At 57.1% G+C, this 19412-nt stretch carries 16 protein-coding genes; 5 read left to right on the top strand and 11 right to left on the bottom strand.

The window, feature by feature from the left end:
* Positions 1-2: 2 nt before the first annotated feature.
* The gene (gene nagZ / locus EE949_RS23365; protein WP_205504742.1) at positions 3-1001 is read right to left on the bottom strand and encodes a beta-N-acetylhexosaminidase; all 999 of its coding nucleotides are present in this window, start codon (positions 999-1001) and stop codon (positions 3-5) included.
* Between the two features lie 86 nt (positions 1002-1087).
* On the bottom strand, positions 1088-1804 hold the full coding sequence (locus EE949_RS23360) for a TetR/AcrR family transcriptional regulator (RefSeq protein ID WP_122666449.1): 717 nt from the start codon (positions 1802-1804) through the stop codon (positions 1088-1090).
* Between the two features lie 247 nt (positions 1805-2051).
* Between EE949_RS23360 and lexA the strand changes: the two genes are divergently transcribed.
* Both lexA and sulA read left to right on the top strand, forming a co-directional pair.
* Complete coding sequence (lexA, locus tag EE949_RS23355) at positions 2052-2660, top strand: transcriptional repressor LexA (protein WP_122666448.1); 609 nt, start codon at positions 2052-2054, stop codon at positions 2658-2660.
* Positions 2661-2669: 9 nt separating this feature from the next.
* On the top strand, positions 2670-3140 hold the full coding sequence (gene sulA, locus EE949_RS23350; protein WP_122666447.1) for an SOS-induced cell division inhibitor SulA: 471 nt from the start codon (positions 2670-2672) through the stop codon (positions 3138-3140).
* Between the two features lie 18 nt (positions 3141-3158).
* Here the strand turns inward: sulA and EE949_RS23345 are convergent, their stop codons facing one another.
* From EE949_RS23345 to EE949_RS23315, 7 genes are all read right to left on the bottom strand, one after another.
* A complete protein-coding gene (locus EE949_RS23345) occupies positions 3159-3392 on the bottom strand; it encodes a hypothetical protein (protein WP_122666446.1) in 234 nt (77 codons plus the stop codon).
* A gap of 78 nt (positions 3393-3470) precedes the next feature.
* The gene (locus EE949_RS23340) at positions 3471-3992 is read right to left on the bottom strand and encodes a DUF6586 family protein (RefSeq protein ID WP_122666627.1); all 522 of its coding nucleotides are present in this window, start codon (positions 3990-3992) and stop codon (positions 3471-3473) included.
* Between the two features lie 311 nt (positions 3993-4303).
* Positions 4304-6913, bottom strand: coding sequence for a type I DNA topoisomerase (gene topA / locus EE949_RS23335; protein WP_122666445.1), 2610 nt, complete (start codon positions 6911-6913; stop codon positions 4304-4306).
* A 114-nt stretch (positions 6914-7027) separates the two neighbouring features.
* Entirely contained in the window at positions 7028-7264 is a 237-nt protein-coding gene (locus EE949_RS23330; protein WP_122666444.1) for a DUF1653 domain-containing protein, read from the bottom strand.
* Between the two features lie 103 nt (positions 7265-7367).
* Entirely contained in the window at positions 7368-8543 is a 1176-nt protein-coding gene (gene fadA, locus EE949_RS23325) for an acetyl-CoA C-acyltransferase FadA (protein WP_122666443.1), read from the bottom strand.
* Positions 8544-8577: 34 nt separating this feature from the next.
* Positions 8578-10725, bottom strand: a complete 2148-nt coding sequence (gene fadB / locus EE949_RS23320; RefSeq protein WP_122666442.1) for a fatty acid oxidation complex subunit alpha FadB — start codon at positions 10723-10725, stop codon at positions 8578-8580.
* Positions 10726-11312: 587 nt separating this feature from the next.
* Entirely contained in the window at positions 11313-11750 is a 438-nt protein-coding gene (locus tag EE949_RS23315; protein WP_122666441.1) for a hypothetical protein, read from the bottom strand.
* 110 nt (positions 11751-11860) lie between these two features.
* Here EE949_RS23315 and EE949_RS23310 point away from each other — a divergent pair, with 110 nt between their 5' ends.
* The gene (locus tag EE949_RS23310) at positions 11861-12301 is read left to right on the top strand and encodes a universal stress protein (RefSeq protein ID WP_122666440.1); all 441 of its coding nucleotides are present in this window, start codon (positions 11861-11863) and stop codon (positions 12299-12301) included.
* Positions 12302-12524: 223 nt separating this feature from the next.
* Here EE949_RS23310 and EE949_RS23305 read toward each other — a convergent pair whose 3' ends face one another.
* The gene (locus tag EE949_RS23305; protein ID WP_122666439.1) at positions 12525-14441 is read right to left on the bottom strand and encodes an ATP-binding cassette domain-containing protein; all 1917 of its coding nucleotides are present in this window, start codon (positions 14439-14441) and stop codon (positions 12525-12527) included.
* 215 nt (positions 14442-14656) lie between these two features.
* Here EE949_RS23305 and EE949_RS23300 point away from each other — a divergent pair, with 215 nt between their 5' ends.
* Together EE949_RS23300 and EE949_RS23295 are read left to right on the top strand one after the other, a co-directional pair.
* A complete protein-coding gene (locus EE949_RS23300) occupies positions 14657-16585 on the top strand; it encodes a transglycosylase SLT domain-containing protein (RefSeq protein ID WP_122666438.1) in 1929 nt (642 codons plus the stop codon).
* 472 nt (positions 16586-17057) lie between these two features.
* A complete protein-coding gene (locus EE949_RS23295) occupies positions 17058-18212 on the top strand; it encodes a glycerophosphodiester phosphodiesterase (protein WP_162873883.1) in 1155 nt (384 codons plus the stop codon).
* An 18-nt stretch (positions 18213-18230) separates the two neighbouring features.
* Here the strand turns inward: EE949_RS23295 and EE949_RS23290 are convergent, their stop codons facing one another.
* Complete coding sequence (locus tag EE949_RS23290) at positions 18231-19247, bottom strand: LacI family DNA-binding transcriptional regulator (protein ID WP_122666436.1); 1017 nt, start codon at positions 19245-19247, stop codon at positions 18231-18233.
* Positions 19248-19412 lie beyond the last annotated feature (165 nt).

The raw sequence follows: 19412 nt of genomic DNA, 5'->3' as shown, positions 1-19412 counted from the left end.
CCTTAATCGATCAGTTGCGCGTTGCGCAGTGCTTGAAGCGCGGCAAGCCAGCGCGGGTGTTGACGATACTCGGTGCTGGCAAAAGCCTGACCGCGCATTTTGGCGATACGCGGTGACGGCTTGACCTTCAGTCGCTGGGCTGCGCTCAACGCCAGCTCCGCAGCCGCCCGATCATTACAGACAAGGCCCATGTCGCAGCCAGCGCTCAACGCTGCTTCAATACGACTGGCAGCATCGCCGACCACGTGGGCACCAGCCATGGACAGGTCATCGCTGAAAATCACGCCGTCGAACTTGAGCTCGCCACGCAAAATATCCTGCAGCCAGCGCCGGGAAAATCCTGCGGGCTGTGGATCGACTTGCGGATAAATCACATGGGCGGGCATCACAGCCGCCAGTTGCTGACTCAACCGCGCAAAGGGCACCAGATCATTGGCGCGAATCTGCTCCAGGCTTCGCTCATCATTGGGTATCGCCACATGAGAATCGGCCTCAGCCCAGCCATGACCGGGAAAATGCTTGCCCGTGGCAGCCATGCCCGCGGCGTTCATGCCTCGAATGAACGCACCGGCCAGCAACGCGGCGCGCTCCGGATCACCTTCGAAAGAGCGCGTACCGACGACCGCGCTACGCTGGTAGTCCAGATCGAGTACCGGAGCAAAACTCAGGTCCAGCCCAACCGCCAACACCTCGGTTGCCATCAGCCAACCGCAATGCTCGGCCAGTACCTCGGCATGCGGGTGGTGAGCGATGGAACGCATGGCTGGGAGTCGCACAAACCCCTGCCGTAAACGTTGAACACGACCGCCCTCCTGGTCCACGGCCAGAAGCAAATCAGGTCGCACCGCGCGGATCGACGCGCTTAACTCACGGACCTGACGAGGATGCTCGATATTGCGGGCGAAAATGATCAGGCCGCCCACTTCGGGCTGACGCAGAAACTGGCGATCTTCGGCGGTCAACCAAGTGCCCGCGACATCCACCATCAAAGAGCCTTGCAGGCCAGAACTCATAAAAAAACACCATTGCCGATAACCAATCCGGGCAATGGTGCTTGATCATTGAGCCAGGCGCAATGCGCGAACGGTCAGGCCTTGGCGGTAACAGGCGCAGTGGCGCTGCTTTTAGTGCGCGGCTTGAGCTGCGCGGCAATCATCGCAGTGTCGGTAACACCGGTTTCCGCCCGCATGCCGGCGGCCAGAAACGGCACCATCAGGCGCATGACCTGCTCAATCGAGGTGTTGACGCCGAAGTCTGTTTCGGCGATTGCACGCAGTGCCTTGATGCCGGACATGCTGAACGCGGCAGCACCCAGCATGAAATGCACGCGCCAGAACAGCTCGATAGGCGGAATCCGAGGTGCAGCTTCATTGACCAGCACCATGTAGCGGCGGAACACCTTGCCGTACATGTCTTCCAGATAGCGGCGCAAATGACCCTGGCTCTGACTGAACGCCAGACCTAGCAGGCGCATGAAGATCGACAGGTCGTTATTGCTGCGCGGCTGCACAACGAGAGCTTGTTCAACAAGCATCTCCAGCAGCTCTTCCAGAGTCGGCTTCTGATCGGGCTTGGCCTGGCGCCTCTCCAGCTCACGATCAAGGCTGATACAGAACGGCCCGAGGAACCGGGAGAATACAGCCTGGATCAACGCCTTCTTGGAACCGAAGTGATAGTTGACTGCCGCAAGATTGACCGACGCCTTGCTGGTAATCAGCCGCAAAGAGGTTTCCGCGAAGCCTTTCTCCGCGAACAACTGCTCGGCAGCATCAAGAATGCGTTCAACTGTTTCCGACTGGGCCATGGTTCTCTGCCTGACAAACACTTGTTTGAAACATACGTTTCAGACTATGTATCTGTCAAGCCCATGACGCTGTATAGCCTGACAGCGGCGTATTTAACCATATAAACCGTGGGCTGTAGCCATTCATGTAGTGATCGCTCCACAGCTGCTGCCGGACGCCCTGGCGCCGTCGGTCAAAAGGACGATTGCCAAGCGCTGCGTACTGTATATAATCCCAGTCACTGTATAAAAAGACAGAGCGATCAACATGATTAAACTGACGCCACGCCAAGCTGAAATTCTGGGATTCATCAAGCGCTGCCTTGAAGACAACGGCTACCCGCCTACCCGCGCCGAAATCGCTCAGGAACTGGGTTTCAAATCGCCTAACGCCGCAGAAGAACATCTGAAGGCACTTGCGCGTAAAGGCGCAATCGAGATGACTCCCGGCGCGTCACGGGGCATTCGTATTCCAGGCTTCGAAGCCAAGCCAGAAGAAACCGGCCTGCCGGTCATCGGTCGAGTGGCTGCTGGCGCACCGATTCTGGCGCAGCAACACATTGAAGAGTCCTGCAACATCAACCCTGCATTTTTCCATCCGAGTGCCGATTACCTGTTAAGGGTGCATGGCATGAGCATGAAAGATGTCGGCATCCTCGACGGCGATCTGCTCGCCGTGCATACCACCCGTGAGGCCCGCAATGGCCAGATCGTGGTAGCGCGTATCGGCGATGAAGTGACGGTCAAGCGCTTCAAGCGCGAAGGCAGCAAAGTCTGGTTGATTGCTGAAAACCCGGACTTCGCACCTATCGAGGTGAATCTGAAGGATCAGGAACTGGTTATCGAAGGTTTGAGCGTCGGCGTTATCCGCCGCTGAGGAGACATCATGCAGTTCGTCCAGGCTCCGCAATCACAACTACCGCTGTTCGAAGCATTCCTGGCGCAGCCTATTGCGCCAATGCTGAAAGAAGCAGCAGAACCGTCATGGAACAATGAACCTGAGGTTTTCAGTGAGCTGTCATTGCGGGGCGCAGCGGGCAACTGCTTGAACCTGCTTGCGCCGATTCTTCGCGAGTTGAGCCAGGACTCCGATGCTCGCTGGCTGACACTGATTGCACCACCTTCCAGCCTGACGCAAAGCTGGTTACGTGATGCGGGGCTCAATCGTGAGCGCATTCTGTTGCTACAGCCACGCGGAACTCAGAGTGCATTTGAGCTAACGCGTGAGGCGCTGCGACTGGGTCGCAGTCATACCGTCGTCAGCTGGATCAACCCGATCAGTACAGGATTGCGTCAACAGCTGATCAGCGCGGCGAAACTTGGGGATGCGCAGAGCCTGAACATTCGTCTGGGCTAGGTTGCCTGGACTGGCGACTCAGTGAAGAACTCGCGGGCCGGCATCTTTTTCCAGCTCGCCTTCAGCCAGTCGACCCGCCATCTGCACGCCAACACTCAACATTGCCTTGGCGATCTCTACGTGCTGCCCTTGCAGGAACTCTTTGGCATCTGCCGAGAAATCCAGCGTTACCAATGATCCTTCATCGTCAGCACGACGCAGCTCGATACGGCCGTCAGGCAGTTCCACAATTTCAAGAAACGATGTTGGCATCAGGGCAATACTCCACGAAAGGCCGGCATTGTAGCAGCCTGTCGACTCAGTCCCTAGCCCATCCATCAACGCATTTCATCAGCACTCACTCAGCCCTTCGCGGAAGCGAATCGCCAGCCCCTTGAGTTGCTGACGCCAGCTTTCCAGCTCCTCGCGGGTCAATTCGGGCTCAGGTTCTTCATCGAGATTGACCGCCACGATGAGCGGCTGTGTTACATCGCCTTTAACTTTTTTCGGCGCACGAGGCGGCTCGAACAAGGCGTTATAGGCTGCAAGCAACCGAGCCAGCCAGGTTTCACGGTGTTGAGCCAACTCGACCAGCTCGGCCATTTCCGGGATCGCCAATGCCTCCAGCACCTCCTGCGTCAGGAGCATTTCCGCGCGCGGCGCGTTGGCCTGCGGCAGACGGTAGTAGCCGGCAATCTCATGGCACAAGCCCAGCAAGGCACCATATAGATGGAACAACGCCGACTCGCGCTCCGCTTGTAACAACGCCTGCGCATTCATGGCCCGGCCTTCCTGCGCCTTACCCATGGACTCCAGGGCAAGCCCGGCGAAATAAATCTTCTGGTTGGTGCGGGTATAAAGCTCGTGGGCCATGGCGGCATCCTCCGTAGCGATGAACATTGAATGCATTTCCTGTAGAAACAAACCCTTTGCCCCATGTATCGCTGTCTCGCGGCAAACATCGAACCTGTGGGACCGGTTTCATCCGGGAAGGCGGCATTCCTGAAGACGATAACGTGGTGGCCGTAATGGCTTCTTCCCGGATGAATCCGGCCCCACAAGTGTCTTATGAATGCAGATAGTTATGCATATTCTGACAAAAGCTCAAGCGCGCTTGCGCTTTAACAACAAAGCCCCCGGTACGACCAGCATACCGAGGGCTTCGGGTTCAGTCAGGCGTTAAATCAACGCTTGTCTTCAACCTTCCATGCTTTACCGTCGAAGAACGCTTTCCAGCCGGTTGGCTTGCCTTCCACTTCAGTCTGAACATATTGCTCTTTGGTCTTGCGGCTGTAACGGATTACCGTCGGGCGACCGTCAGGATCTTTCTGCGGTGCTTCACAGAGGAAGTGATACTTCGGATCGATCTCGTCCTTGTGCGGGGCAATTTCCAGAACCAGTGGCGCGCGTGTCTCACGGTTTTTAGGGAACTGACTGGCCGCGAGGAACAACCCGGATGCGCCGTCACGCAAAATGTACGTGTCATCGACCTTGTCGCACTTGAGCTCAGGCATCTTCACCGGATCCATCTTCGGTGGAGCTGCATCACCGCTCTTGAGCAGCTTGCGGGTGTTCTTGCACTCCGGGTTGGTGCAACCAAAGAACTTGCCGAAGCGGCCCGTCTTGAGCTGCATCTCGCTGCCGCACTTGTCGCACTCAAGGCTCGGACCTTCGTAACCCTTGATGCGGTAGTTACCCTCTTCCACCTCAAAGCCAACGCAGTCCGGGTTATTACCGCAGATGTGCAGCTTGTGCTTCTCATCCAGCAGGTAAGCGTCCATTGCCGTACTGCAAATGTGGCAGCGATGCTTGCCAAGCAGTACCCGCGACTCGGACTCGCCTTCGTCATCTTCAGCGATTTCATCGCCAGGCGTCAGATTAACAGTGGCTTTGCAGCGTTCTTTCGGCGGCAGGCTGTAACCCGAGCAGCCAAGGAATACACCGGTGGACGCAGTACGTATCTGCATCGGACGGCCGCATACCTTGCACGGAATGTCAGTCATTACCGGCTCGTTGGCACGCATGCCACTGTCTGGAGCCTCAGCCACTTCCAGTTTTTTGCGGAAGTCGCCATAGAACTCGTCGAGCACGTTCTTCCAGTCGCGCTCACCTTGAGCCACGTCATCGAGATTCTCTTCCATGCCTGCGGTAAAGCCGTAGTCCATCAGGTTGGAGAAGCTCTCGGACAGGCGCTCGGTAACGATGTCGCCCATTTTTTCTGAATAGAAACGGCGGTTGTGCAGCGCTACGTAGCCACGATCCTGGATGGTCGAGATGATCGCCGCATAGGTCGAAGGACGACCAATACCGCGTTTTTCCATTTCCTTCACCAGGCTCGCCTCGGAGTAACGCGCAGGCGGCTTGGTGAAATGTTGACTGGGGTCCAGTTTGATCAGCTTGAGGGTTTCGCCCTGAGCCATGTCTGGCAGCACGTCGTCATCGCCCGGCTTGGTCATTTGCGGCAAGGCACGGGTATAACCGTCGAACTTCAGGATACGGCCCTTGGCGCGCAGTTCGAAGGTCCCGGCCGCTACGCTGACGGTGGTCGACAGGTATTGCGCCGGAGGCATCTGGCAGGCTACGAATTGGCGCCAAATCAGCTCGTACAGGCGCTCAGCATCGCGTTCCATGCCACTCAGCTTGCTCGGATGCGTGTTGACGTCGGAAGGACGAATCGCTTCGTGAGCCTCTTGTGCGCCTTCCTTGCTGCTGTAGACGTTCGGCGATTCCGGCAGGTACTTCTTGCCGAACTCGGCTTCGATGTAATCGCGGGCCATGCTCACCGCATCAGCGGAAAGATTGGTCGAATCGGTACGCATATACGTGATGTAACCCGCCTCATACAGACGCTGGGCCATCATCATGGTTTTCTTCACGCCGAAGCCCAGGCGGTTACTGGCAGCCTGTTGCAGAGTAGACGTGATGAACGGAGCCGAAGGCTTGCTGCTGGTCGGTTTGTCTTCGCGCTTGGCGATGCTGTAGCTGGAAGCTTTGAGCTTCTCCAGAGCAGCCATCGCCTGGGCTTCGTTCAGCGGCTTGAACGCTTCGCCGTTCTCCCGGGCAACTTCGAAACGCACGTTGGCGCCCTTAGCAGTGCCCAGGTCAGCGTGCACTTCCCAATACTCTTCAGGATTGAACGCACGGATCTCGCGCTCACGCTCTACGACCAGCTTCACGGCAACCGACTGCACACGCCCGGCGGACAAGCCACGAGCAATCTTCTGCCACAGCAGCGGCGAAACCATATAACCCACGACGCGATCGAGGAAACGACGCGCCTGCTGGGCGTTGACGCGGTCGATGTCCAGCTCGCCCGGTTTGGAGAACGCTTCCTGAATGGCTTTCTTGGTGATTTCGTTAAACACCACGCGCTTGTAGCGGCTGTCATCCCCACCAATGGCTTCGCGCAGGTGCCAGGCAATGGCTTCCCCCTCGCGGTCCAAGTCCGTCGCGAGATAGATGGTGTCAGCATCTTTGGCGAGGCGACGCAGCTCTTCGATCACCTTCTCTTTACCGGGAAGGATTTCGTACTTGGCTTTCCAGCCGTGATCCGGATCGACGCCCATGCGCGCTACCAGCTGCTTCTTCGCCTTTTCTTTCGGCGTGAGCACCGGACCTTCGCCAGCAGCAGCCTTGCCACGCTTGACGGGTTCTTTATTGGCGCTAGCCGAACCGCTGGTGGGCAGGTCTCGGATATGGCCGATACTCGACTTCACCACGTATTGGTTGCCCAAGTACTTGTTGATGGTCTTGGCCTTAGCCGGGGATTCCACGATGACCAGCGATTTGCCCATGGATCAGAAAATTCCTGAATACTGAAAATGAAAGACGGTTGGAACCTGTCAAGGCCCCGCTATATATAGTGGCTACAAGAGGAGGTCAAGCACGGGATAGTGATCGATCTCGCCTCACGGCCTGGAAAAGAGGCTCGGTTCGGCTTGAACCAAAGCAAAGCGCGGGACCTGCTCGCCGTCAACCTCGACGGACTCCAGAAACATGCTCAATGGCCGCACCCACATCCCGTAATCGCCGTACAGGGCTTGATAGAACACTACTTCTTCTTCGGTTTCGGAGTGCCTGGCAACACTGAATACACGGTACTCGGGGCCTTTGTAATGGCGATAGAGCCCTGGCTGTAAATTCATGCTGCTGTCCTCGCGAAAAAAAACTGAAAAACTTTTCTGGAATGGCTTTTACAAAAATACAAAAGCCGGGGCACCTGGCCCCGGCTCGCATCAAACAAACGCGTCAGACGCGTTCGAAGACGGTAGCAATACCTTGCCCCAACCCGATGCACATCGTTGCAACACCAAGATTGGCGCCATTTTGTTTCATGACGTTAAGCAAGGTGCCAGAGATACGTGCTCCAGAGCAACCAAATGGATGACCCAGGGCAATGGCACCGCCGTGCAGGTTAACCTTCTCATCCATCTTGTCGAGCACTTTCAAATCTTTCAGCACTGGCAGGGCCTGTGCGGCGAACGCTTCGTTAAGCTCGAAGACGTTGATATCCGCGATGCTCAGACCTGCACGCTTCAAGGCTTTCTGGGTCGCCGGAACCGGACCATAACCCATAATGGCCGGGTCCACACCTGCTACCGCCATTGAACGGATCACCGCCAGCGGCTGAATACCCAGATCCTGAGCGCGCTGGGCAGACATCACGATCATGCACGAAGCACCGTCGGTAATTTGCGAGGACGTCCCGGCTGTCACAGTGCCGCCTTTCGGATTGAAGGCTGGTTTCAGGGCTGCGAGGCTTTCCAGAGTGGTCTCGGGACGGATGGTTTCATCGTAGTCAAAGACCTTGAGGAAGCCGTTCTCGTCATACCCTTGCATCGGGATGATCTCGTCCTTGAACTTGCCTTCCACCGTCGCCTTGTGAGCAAGCTGGTGGGAGCGCACGCCAAAGGCATCCTGTTGCTCGCGAGTGATGCCGTGCATTTTGCCGAGCATTTCTGCCGTCAGGCCCATCATGCCCGACGCCTTGGCGGCGTACAGGGACATGTGCGGGTTAGGATCAACACCGTGCATCATGCCCACGTGCCCCATGTGCTCGACGCCGCCGACCACGAACACATCCCCGTTACCGGTCATGATCGCTTGCGCCGCAGTGTGCAGCGCACTCATCGAGGAACCACACAGACGGCTGACCGTCTGCGCTGCCGAGGTGTGCGGAATCTGCGTCAACAACGAAGCCATACGGGCGATGTTCCAGCCCTGCTCCAGAGTCTGGTTAACGCAGCCCCAGATCACGTCCTCAACTTCCGCCGGATCGACTTTGTTATTGCGTTCCAGCAGCTTGCTGATCAGGTGCGCGGACATGTCTTCAGCACGGGTATTGCGGTGCATGCCGCCCTTAGAGCGGCCCATGGGTGTGCGACCGAAGTCGACAATCACCACGTCTCTTGGATTCAAACTCATACATTCACTCCTGAAAGGCGCTTAACCGAAGCTCTCAACCGAAGAAACTCTGGCCGTTTTTGGCCATCTCACGCAGCTTCGCGGTCGGGTGGTACAAAGCGCCCAAATCAGCATATTGATCGGCCAGGGCAACGAATTCAGCGACACCAATAGAGTCGATGTAGCGCAACGCACCGCCACGGAACGGAGGGAAACCGATGCCGTAAATCAGGCCCATATCAGCTTCAGCGGCTGTTTCGACAATGCCGTCTTCCAGGCAGCGCACGGTTTCCAGACACAACGGGATCATCATCCAGTTGATGATGTCTTCGTCGGATACTTCACGCTGTTCGTAGATGATCGGCTTAAGGACTTCGAGCACCGCAGAGTCGGTAACCTTCTTCGGCTTGCCCTTTTTGTCAGTCTCGTAAGCGTAGAAACCCTTACCGTTTTTCTGACCCAGGCGTTTCGCCTCGTAAAGGGCATCGATAGCCGAACGGCGGTCGTCCTTCATGCGATCAGGGAAACCTTCGGCCATGACATCACGACCGTGGTGACCTGTGTCGATACCAACCACATCCATCAGGTACGCCGGGCCCATGGGCCAGCCGAACTTCTCCATGACTTTGTCGATACGCACGAAATCAACACCGGCGCTGACTAATTTGGCGAAGCCGCCGAAATACGGGAACAGTACCCGGTTAACCAGGAAGCCCGGGCAATCGTTGACCACGATCGGGTTCTTGCCCATTTTCTTGGCATAGGCCACGGTGGTCGCAACAGCTAGCTCACTGGACTTCTCGCCGCGAATCACTTCCACCAGAGGCATCATGTGCACCGGGTTGAAGAAGTGCATACCGACGAAGTTTTCCGGACGCTTGAGGGCTTTCGCCAGCAAGCTGATGGAAATCGTGGAGGTATTGGAAGCCAGAATCGTGTCTTCGCCTACCTGGGCTTCGACTTCAGCCAATACCGCCTGCTTGACCTTCGGATTCTCGACAACCGCTTCGACCACCAGATCGACATTGCCGAAATCGCCGTAGGACAGCGTCGGACGAATCGCATTCAGTGCTTCAGCCATTTTGCCCGCAGTCAGGCGGCCTTTTTCTACACGATTGCCCAGCAGTTTCGAGGCTTCGTTCAGGCCCAACTGAATGGCGTCCTCACGAATGTCTTTCATCAGAATCGGCGTGCCTTTGACAGCCGACTGATAGGCAATGCCGCCGCCCATGATGCCAGCGCCCAATACCGCAGCCTGCTTCACGTCTTTGGCGACTTCATCATAAACCTTGGCTTTGCGCTTCAGTTCCTGATCATTCAGGAACAGGCCAATCAGACTTTGCGCAGCAGAAGTCTTGGCCATTTTGACGAAGCCCGCGGCTTCGACTTCCAGCGCCTTGTCGCGACCGAAGTTCGCAGCCTTCTGAATGGTCTTGATGGCTTCAACCGGAGCAGGATAGTTAGGACCCGCCTGACCGGCGACGAAACCCTTGGCAGTTTCGAAGGCCATCATTTGTTCGATGGCGTTGAGCTTGAGCTTTTCCAGTTTCGGCTGGCGCTTGGCCTTGTAATCGAACTCACCGGAAATGGCGCGTTTGATCAGGTCCAACGCAGCTTCCTGAAGTTTTTCCGGAGCGACTACAGCGTCGACCGCGCCCACTTTCAGAGCGTCTTCAGCGCGGTTTTCCTTGCCGGAAGCAATCCATTCGATCGCGTTGTCGGCACCGACGATACGCGGCAAGCGAACAGTACCGCCGAAACCTGGATAGAGACCCAGTTTGACTTCTGGCAGGCCGATTTTGGCGCTGCTGGACATCACTCGGTAGTCTGCGGCCAGGCACATTTCCAGTCCGCCACCCAGCGCGATACCGTTGATGGCTACCACGGTGGGTACGCCAAGATCTTCGAAATCACTGAAAATCCGGTTGGCTTCCAGATTGCCGGCCAGCAGCTCTGCGTCCGGCAACTTGAAGTTGTCGACGAACTCAGTGATATCAGCGCCGACGATAAACACGTCCTTGCCGCTGGTAACAATCACGCCCTTGATGGAGCCATCGGCTTTGATGGTATCCACCGCCTGACGCAGGTCGTTGAGGGTGAGACGGTTGAACTTGTTGACGGACTCACCCTTGAGGTCGAAATTCAATTCGACGATGCCGCTCTCAAGAGCCTTAACCGTGATGGCTTTACCTTCGTAAATCATCAACTGATCTCCACGATATGGAAGCTGAACAATACACACCGGACGCTGAAATCTGGCGCGACTACGACGTTATCGTCGATGAAACGCTAAACCTTCAGGCACACCCGTCGATGCGGTAGCCGGGAGCTGTAAGAACTGTCTTACTACCAAACGCTCAATTCATACGCCCGTTTGATTTGGGTGCGCCTACCTTCATGCAAAACCCGGAATTTGTCAATTCGACGAATCACCAACAAAAGCGGCCCCGTCTCGAAAGCATCGCATGCTCTGGACCGATCAAGTTCAGCATGATCAGACTCTATTCACTGTGTTTATAGGCAGCCTGCGCGTAAATACCCAGCCGCTTTTTTGCACCATAGATGGTCACGCAGGAAAATAAATGCAAGAAAGCGCGACAAATGAGAGCAAAGGGTCTACATTCAGCGCACGACGGCACGAGGCATAACGTAAGGTTTTCGTCGAACGCACGCATCAGACGCTTTGGGCATTGCACCGCAAAGCGCCACAGAATTATCGGCCTGCCTGGCCAACCCCAGCCCGATGTTGTTATCGGGCTTTTTAATGCCTGCGATTTGACCGCACAGACCTTAGGCCAACGCCTTCAGGACGACAGCAATGCGTTGCAATACATCTGCTTCGCCCTTCTCGCCCCAATACAGCGTGACCATTTGCTGATCCGCCTCGATCTTGTAAACGTCCGCTGGCAGCGTACTGAAATGCGCCAGCAGCACTGCATCATCACAAGGCTCGCGCCACTGATTGAGCCAAATCCCCGGCTCTGCCTGCCAATACGCCCACACCGACGGTTTGCTGCTACGCCGCGGACGATGATATTGCGCGCAGGGACTCGGCGGTTCCTTGGCAAGCCAGTGCGGCCAGTCCTGAGCCACCAACTGCATCGCAAGCCCCATGCGACGCGCCTCCAGACGCAGCGCCATTCTGCCGCCCTGCTGCCGAGAGGGCCGCAGCCATACCAGAGGGCTCAGCATCACTCCAACGATTGACAGAATTATCCAGAACGTCATATTGCTTGCTGCCTTTTTGTCCGTTTACCTATAGCTGAAAACAATGGCCTGCCCAGATGGGCGTTAAAGAGCCATACTGAATATATCGCAACCTTACGGAGGACTTCCTCATGAAGTATGAACACGTTCTGGTCGCCGTTGACCTGACTGACGAGTGCAACCCTGTCCTTTCCCGCGGTCGCGAAATTGCCGAGCGCAACGGGGCCAAGCTGTCGCTGGTTCATATCGTCGAGCCGATGGCCATGGCTTTTGGCGGTGATGTTCCGATGGACCTTTCGCAGCTTCAGCAACAGCAGTTCGATCAGGCCAAGGACAAGCTCGCGGCATTGAAGGCCCAGTACCCGGATACGAATATTGGTGAAGCGCATTTGGTTTACGGTCAGCCTCGTCAGGAGATTCATGAGCTGGCTATCAAGGAAAAGTGCGATTTGATTGTTGTCGGCAGTCATGGCCGTCATGGTCTGGCTCTGTTGCTGGGCTCAACGGCTAACGACGTACTGCATGGCGCGCCTTGTGATGTACTCGCCGTACGCCTGAAAAAGGCGGAGTGATCCAACAACAGGATTAACAAGCGCACTCCCTGTCCGTGGCACAGCGCTGCCTTTTGGCGGACATTGGACCTGTAGGAGCTGCCGAAGGCTGCGATGGCGGTGCGTCAGGATGAACGCTTCGCAGCCTTCGGCAGCTCCTACAGGAAGTGCATTTCAATTCAGTGGCTCGCCACACAATAAAAAGCCCGGATCACTGATCCGGGCTTTTTATTGACCTTGAGTATCAGGCGTCCAGCTCGGCCCAGCGCTCCAGCAAACCGTCCAGCTCAGCCTGACGGTTTTCCAGTTGCGCCAGTACTGCGGCCGTTTGCTCCGCAGGACGCTGATAGAAGCCAGGCTCGGCCATTTCAGCGGTCAATGCGGCAATCTGTGCTTCTACTTCGTCGATCTGCTCAGGCAGCGCTTCAAGCTCACGCTGCAACTTGTAGCTGAGCTTCTTCTTGGCGCTCGCTACTGGCATTTCTTCAGCCTCTACCGGAGCGGCCTCCACCACGGCAGTGGCCAGCTCGGCTTTACCCGACTTGGAGTCGGTGACGCCCAGCAGTTTTGGCGAACCACCCTGACGCAACCAGTCCTGATAACCACCGACGTACTCACGAACCTTGCCTTCACCCTCGAAGACCAGCGTACTGGTGACCACGTTGTCAAGGAATGCCCGGTCGTGGCTGACCATCAACACGGTGCCTTTGAAGGTCAGTAGCACCTCCTCCAGCAACTCGAGGGTTTCCACGTCGAGGTCGTTGGTAGGTTCGTCGAGAACCAGCAGGTTGGCTGGCTTGCTGAACAACTTGGCCAGCAACAGACGCGCCCGCTCGCCGCCGGACAACGCCTTGACGGGGGTACGTGCACGCTGCGGACTGAACAGGAAGTCGCCCAGATAGCTGAGTACGTGACGACTCTGACCATCAATGTCGATGAAGTCGCGACCTTCGGCGACGTTATCGATAACTGTTTTTTCCAGATCCAGCTGGTGACGCAACTGGTCGAAGTAAGCCACGTCCAGACGCGTGCCGACATCTACCGAGCCGCTGGTTGGCTGCAGGTTGTCGAGCATCAGCTTGAGCAACGTAGTCTTGCCGGTGCCGTTGGCGCCCAAGAGGCCGATACGGTCTTCGCGCTGCAGGACCATGGAGAAGTCCTTGATCAGCATCGGCCCACCCGGGTGAGCGAAGCTGACGTTGTCCAGGACCATGACCTGTTTGCCGGACTTGTCGGCCGTATCCAGCTGGATATTCGCCTTGCCGGTACGCTCACGACGCTCGCCACGCTCAACGCGCAATGCCTTGAGGGCACGCACACGGCCTTCGTTACGAGTGCGACGGGCCTTGATGCCTTGACGGATCCAGACTTCTTCCTGAGCCAGACGCTTATCGAACAGCGCATTGGCCGTTTCTTCGGCAGCCAGCACCGCTTCCTTGTGAACGAGGAAACTGGCGTAGTCGCCGTTCCAGTCGATCAGACCGCCACGGTCCAGTTCAAGGATGCGGGTCGCGAGGTTTTGCAGGAAAGAACGGTCGTGCGTGATGAACAGCACGGCGCCCTGGAATTCCTTGAGCGCGTCTTCCAGCCAGGCAATCGCGCCGATGTCCAGGTGGTTGGTTGGTTCGTCGAGCAGCAGCAGATCCGGCTCGGATACCAGCGCCTGGGCCAGCAACACACGACGACGCCAGCCACCGGACAACTCGGCCAGAGTCTTGTCGGCGGGCAATTGCAGGCGACTCAGCGTGCTGTCAACGAGTTGCTGCAAGCGCCAGCCATCACGGGCTTCGAGGTCTTGCTGAACGTGCATCAGCTTGTTCAGGTCCTCTTCAGTGACGCAGTTCTGCGCAAGATGGTGATACTCGGCCAGCAAGGCGCCCACACCGTCCAGGCCTTCAGCGACCACGTCGAACACTGTCCGGTCGTCGGCTACTGGCAATTCCTGGGGCAATTCGCCGATTTTCAGGCCTGGCGCACGCCAGACTGCACCGTCATCGGGCTTCTGTACGCCTTTGACCAGCTTCAACATGCTGGACTTGCCAGTACCGTTACGACCGATGATGCACACCCGCTCACCACGGGCGATCTGCCAGGATACCTTGTCCAACAACGGCATAGCGCCGAACGCAAGGGACACATCGCTGAATTTGAGCAGGGTCATGAGCTTCTCCAAAAACCGGGGGCGCATTCTACCTGAGATAGAAGCCATATGTCGGGTTTCAATGACAAGCGCGCTGTCTGGAATGCGCAACGACGCGCCTTGAGTCGTCCTCATTTGTTTCCAGTTGCGAACCCTCGGTCCGCAACGCTTTCAACCGGAGCTGGCAAAAGGCTAAGCTAGCGACACTTTTCACGATTCATCTGCTCGGAAGTCTCATGCGCAGTCGCTTGTTCAGCCTTTTTTCCTGCATGCTCCTCTCTGCTACTGCGGCTCAAACTGTTTACGCCGCAGATCTCAATCAACAGCGTCAATATTACGATGTGGCCAAAAGCGCATTGGCCAAGGGCGATACGGGGCCTTATCGAGCCTATGCCGCGGCACTCGCGGATTATCCGCTGGAGCCTTATCTGGCCTACGACGAGCTGACCGCCCGCCTGAAGACTGCGAGCAATCCGGAAATCGAAAAATTCCTGGCCGAGCATGGTGATCTGCCTCAGGCCAACTGGATGAAGCTGCGCTGGTTGCGCTGGCTTGCCGAACGGGGCGACTGGGCAACATTCGTCAAGTATTACGACCCGAAGATGAACTTCGTGGAACTCGACTGCCTTTACGGTCAGTACCTGCTGGGCCACGGCAAAAAAGCCGAGGGTTATGCCAGCGCCGAGAAGTTGTGGATGACGGGCAAGAGCTTGCCAGGTTCCTGCGATGGCTTCTTCGCCCAGTGGGCCGCTGACGGCCAGTTGCCGGAACAGAAACGCTGGCAGCGGGCCAAGCTCGCCGCACAGGCTGGCAACTATCCTCTGGCAACTACACTGGTTAACAGCCTCAACAGCCTTGCACCACAAGGCAAGTTGCTCCTGGAAATCGCCAAAAAACCGGAGATGCTCAACAACCCGGCACAGTTCGCTCCTGTCGATGAGGCGATGTCTGACGTAGTCGGCCTTGGCCTGCGCCGACTCGCCAAGCAAGATCCGCAGAAAGCCATGGACATGCTCGACGGCTACTCGGCCAAGATGCATTTCTCTCATGAAGAGCAAGTACAGATCGCCAAAGAGATTGGCCTGACCCTGGCCCGCCGCTATGACGGACGCGCACTGGAGGTCATGACCAAATACGACCCGGACCTGCGCGACAACACAGTCACCGAATGGCGCCTGCGCCTGTTGCTGCGCCTGGGCCGCTGGGAAGATGCCTACGAGCTGAGTCGTCGCCTGCCTAAGGATCTTGCTGACACCAATCGCTGGCGCTACTGGGAAGCCCGCTCTCTGGAGCTGGCTCAACCCCATAGCCCGCTGATCCCGGCGCTGTACAAAGATGTTGCCAAGGAGCGTGATTTCTACGGCTTCCTGGCAGCAGACCGGACGCAGAGCGCTTATCAACTCAACAACAAGCCGTTGGTCCTTAGCCAGGCCCTGATCAACAAGGTTCGTAATACCCCGGGCGTGCGTCGCGCACTGGAGTTCCATGCTCGCGGGCAGATCGTCGATGGGCGTCGCGAGTGGTACCACGTCAGCCGCCATTTCAACCGCGATGAAATGGTTGCCCAGGCCAAGCTGGCCTACGACCTGAAATGGTACTTCCCGGCCATTCGAACCATCAGCCAGGCGCAGTACTGGGACGATCTGGATATCCGCTTCCCGATGGCGCACCGCGATACGCTGGTTCGTGAGGCCAAGGTTCGCGGCCTGCATTCAAGCTGGGTATTTGCGATTACCCGTCAGGAAAGTGCCTTCATGGACGACGCCCGCTCGGGTGTCGGTGCGAGCGGCCTGATGCAGTTGATGCCGGCGACCGCCAAGGAAACCGCGCGCAAATTCAGCATCCCGCTGGCGTCCCCTCAGCAAGTACTGGATCCGGATAAAAACATTCAGTTGGGCGCAGCCTATCTGAGCCAGGTCCACGCCCAGTTCAATGGCAACCGGGTACTCGCCTCCGCTGCTTATAACGCAGGCCCCGGCCGCGTCAGACAGTGGCTCAAGGGTGCCAATCACCTGGCCTTTGATGTGTGGGTAGAAAGCATTCCGTTCGACGAAACCCGTCAGTACGTACAGAACGTGCTGTCCTACTCGGTGATCTACGGCCAGAAGCTCAACTCGCCACAACCGCTCGTGGACTGGCATGAGCGGTTCTTTGATGATCTGTAATTAGCCCGTGCAATAGCCAATGCCAGTCAGCGACCCTGACTGGCATTTTTGTTTGTGGAACCGGACTTCATTGCGTTGCAACAAAAGGCTGCTCAACTGGTGCCTGTTATTTGAAGCCCCTTTACCTGCACGATCCGCGTGTCTGTGGGAGCGAGGCTTGCCCGCGAAGAACGATAACGTCGTTAGTCTGACCTATCGAGTTGACTGGTTCGCGGACAAGCCTCGCTCCAACAGAAAAACCTAAGGCCGCCATGACGGTGTGTCAGGATGAATGCCTCGCAGCCTTCGGCAGTTCCTACAGGGTATGCATTTCAACCCCGTCATTGATGTGTTGGGTAACGACATTAACGATCACAGAACGACGCATCGCTTGCCGGGTCAACCAGAGGCTGCTAAAGCTCTGCCTCAGGTTTGTCGGCAATGAACGACCTGATCGTCAACGATCACAAAAAGAAGGATTATCGAGACCATGCTGAAAGGAATTTCAAAAACGCTGCTCTTCAAGACGCCCTTGAGCAGCCTTCTGACCGGCAGCGTGCTGGCGGGCCTGATGATGGCCTCGGCGCCAGCTGTCTCGGCCGAACCGCCTGGCAAGGCACTGAGTGCAAAAATCGGCTTGCCGTGGCCCGCCGTGATCGCCCATCGCGGTGCTTCTTATGACGCACCTGAAGAGACTATCCCCGCCTATACAGTGGCCCGGGATCAGGGTGCGGACTATCTCGAAATGGATATTCAGCGCACAAAAGACGGCGTGTTGATCGCCCTGCACGATGACACGCTGGAGCGCACGACCAACATCGCGCAAGTCTTCCCCAAGCGAATCAAAGACCCGCTGAACACCTTCACCCTCGATGAAATCAAACAGCTGGATGCAGGCAGCTGGTTCAACAAGGCTCACCCCGAGCGCGCGCGCGATGCCTACGTCGGCCTGCAGATCCTGACGCTGGAAGAAGTGATCGATATCGCTGAAGGCGGCAAGAACAAGCCTGGGCTGTACATCGAAACCAAAGCGCCGAGCCAATTCCCCGGTATCGAAGCAGACCTCAAGAAAGTACTCGCCAAACGTGGCTGGCTCAGCAGCCGCCCCGCCGCTGCCGCCGGTTATGTAAGCGTCGCGCAGATGCCGGGTCGGGTTGTTCTGCAAACGTTCGAGAAGCCAAGCCTGGTGCTGCTGCAGAAAGAAATGCCGCAAGTGCCGAAAGTATTGTTGCTGTGGATTGGCAAAGGCTCCATTGAACCTGAGTCCGATGTCGCCTTCGCCGATTCAGGCGCTAAAGACAAAGCCACTTACTACGGTGCTCAGAAGCCGAAAACCCAGGAAGAATTTGTCGCCTGGGTCGACTGGGCCAAGGCGCATGGCGCGATCGGCACCGGCCCGTCGGCAAAACTCACCAACGGTGGCGACCAGAGCTACATGGACCTGGTCAAACCATGGATGAACAACGTGGCTCATGAACGAGGCATGGTCGTGCATCCCTACACCGTGGATGAGGAAGTGGACTTCAAACAGATCAGCCATGACGGTGTTGATGGCTTCTTCACCAACCGTACATCTGAACTGCTGAAGTTCTACGGGCGTCCTGCCAAAGAAAGCCTGGATACCATCCTCAAGCGCAACGGTTACTGATCCGCCCGGAGCCCTTGCTCAAGAGCTCTCCCGTACGACCAGCTCAAACCCCAGGTCCACCTGGGGTTTCTGCGCGACTCCATCGATCAGCCCCAACAGCAATTGAGCAGCACGCTGCCCGACCTCTTCACGCGGAGTGCGGATCGAGGTCAACCGCGGAACCATATGCGCCGACCCGGGCAGATCATTGAAACCCACCAGAGAAACCCGCTGCGGGATTTCGATGCCATGACGCAACGCCTCCAGCGCCGCACCTTGGGCAAGGTCGTCGTTGCAGAAGAACACGCCATCCACATCAGGATGCTGCGTTATCAATTGCATGAACAACTCACCTCCCAGACCGATGGAAGATGGTTGCGGCGTCATCACTTGCAGGGCTGGATCGTACAGCCCCTGCTCTTCCAGCACCTGGCGAAACCCTTCACCGCGCTGCATCACGCGCGGGTCGAGTTGCGCGGCGATGTACGCCAGACGCTTGCGCCCGCGCCCCAGCAAATGGCGAGCCGCCTCGGCACCGGCCTGAATCTGCGAGAACCCCACGCAATATGAACCGCGCACGGTGTCCAGCTCCATCATGTGTACACACGGTACACCGCTCGCGGCTAACAGCTGGCGCAGAGCCGGAGTGTGATCGAACCCCGTGAGCAGCAACCCTCGCGGGCGGTTCACTAAATGATTACGCAGCAGGTTTTCTTCTTCTTCGGGCGAATAGTGATAGTTACCGATCACCACATCCAGACCGCGGGTGCGCAGCACATTCTGAATCGCTTCAAGCGTCTCGATGAACAACTGGTTAGACAGTGAAGGCACCAGCACCACGACCGTCTGGCTTTGCGAAGACGCCAGGGCCCGCGCTGCCGGGTTGGCGACATAGCCCAAGGCAAGTGCCGCCGCGCGGACTCTCTCTACCGACTCGGGCGTAACGGTACTGACGCCCCGTAAGGCGCGGGAGGCGGTGATGGGAGAAACGCCAGCCTGACGTGCAACTTCATTGAGGGTCGGGCGGCCAGTAGAGCGGGAACCAATGCGTGTCATGCGTTGCCAACTACACAGGGATAAACAGCGGGGGTTGCCAAAGGCAGTGGATGGGCTCTAAGGTAGCGCTGTCTCGTGGACCCTGCCAATGCTTTCAGTCATTTTATTGACTTGGAGTAACGTCCAATGAAGACCGATTCATTCAAAACAATGACAAGAACTGGA

It is taken from the genome of Pseudomonas viridiflava, assembly GCF_900602065.1.
Taxonomy (GTDB): domain Bacteria; phylum Pseudomonadota; class Gammaproteobacteria; order Pseudomonadales; family Pseudomonadaceae; genus Aquipseudomonas.
This window is presented reverse-complemented; position numbering and strand designations above follow the sequence as displayed.